Source organism: Natrialba sp. PRR66 (genome assembly GCF_034808065.1).
Taxonomy (GTDB): Archaea; Halobacteriota; Halobacteria; order Halobacteriales; family Natrialbaceae; genus Natrialba; species Natrialba aegyptia.
The window spans coordinates 1-256 of sequence record NZ_JAXHGN010000182.1; the positions used below are offsets into that span (position 1 = coordinate 1).

The window sequence follows — 256 nt, forward strand, 5'->3', positions numbered from 1 at the left end:
CCGCCGGCGGCTTCCAGCCGGACGGTGGAGCGGCGACGAGCGCGGCGACCGACGTGACGCTCTACGAGGAGAGCATCCTCTCCGTGCGCGACCTCGACGCGGGGTACGGCGACCTCCAGATCCTGACGGGCGTCGACATGGACGTGAACGACGAGGAGTACGTCACCATCGTCGGGCCGAACGGCGCGGGGAAGTCGACGGTGATGAAGTCCGTGTTCGGGTTGACGAGCCACATGGGTGGTTCCGTGCAGTTCGG

General features: G+C 68.0%; 1 protein-coding gene. It reads left to right on the forward strand.

What is annotated here, in order from left to right; translation table 11 throughout:
* Positions 1 to 53: 53 nt before the first annotated feature.
* The coding region (locus SM755_RS23925; protein WP_369335294.1) for an ATP-binding cassette domain-containing protein at positions 54 to 256 on the forward strand (203 nt) is incomplete at its 3' end.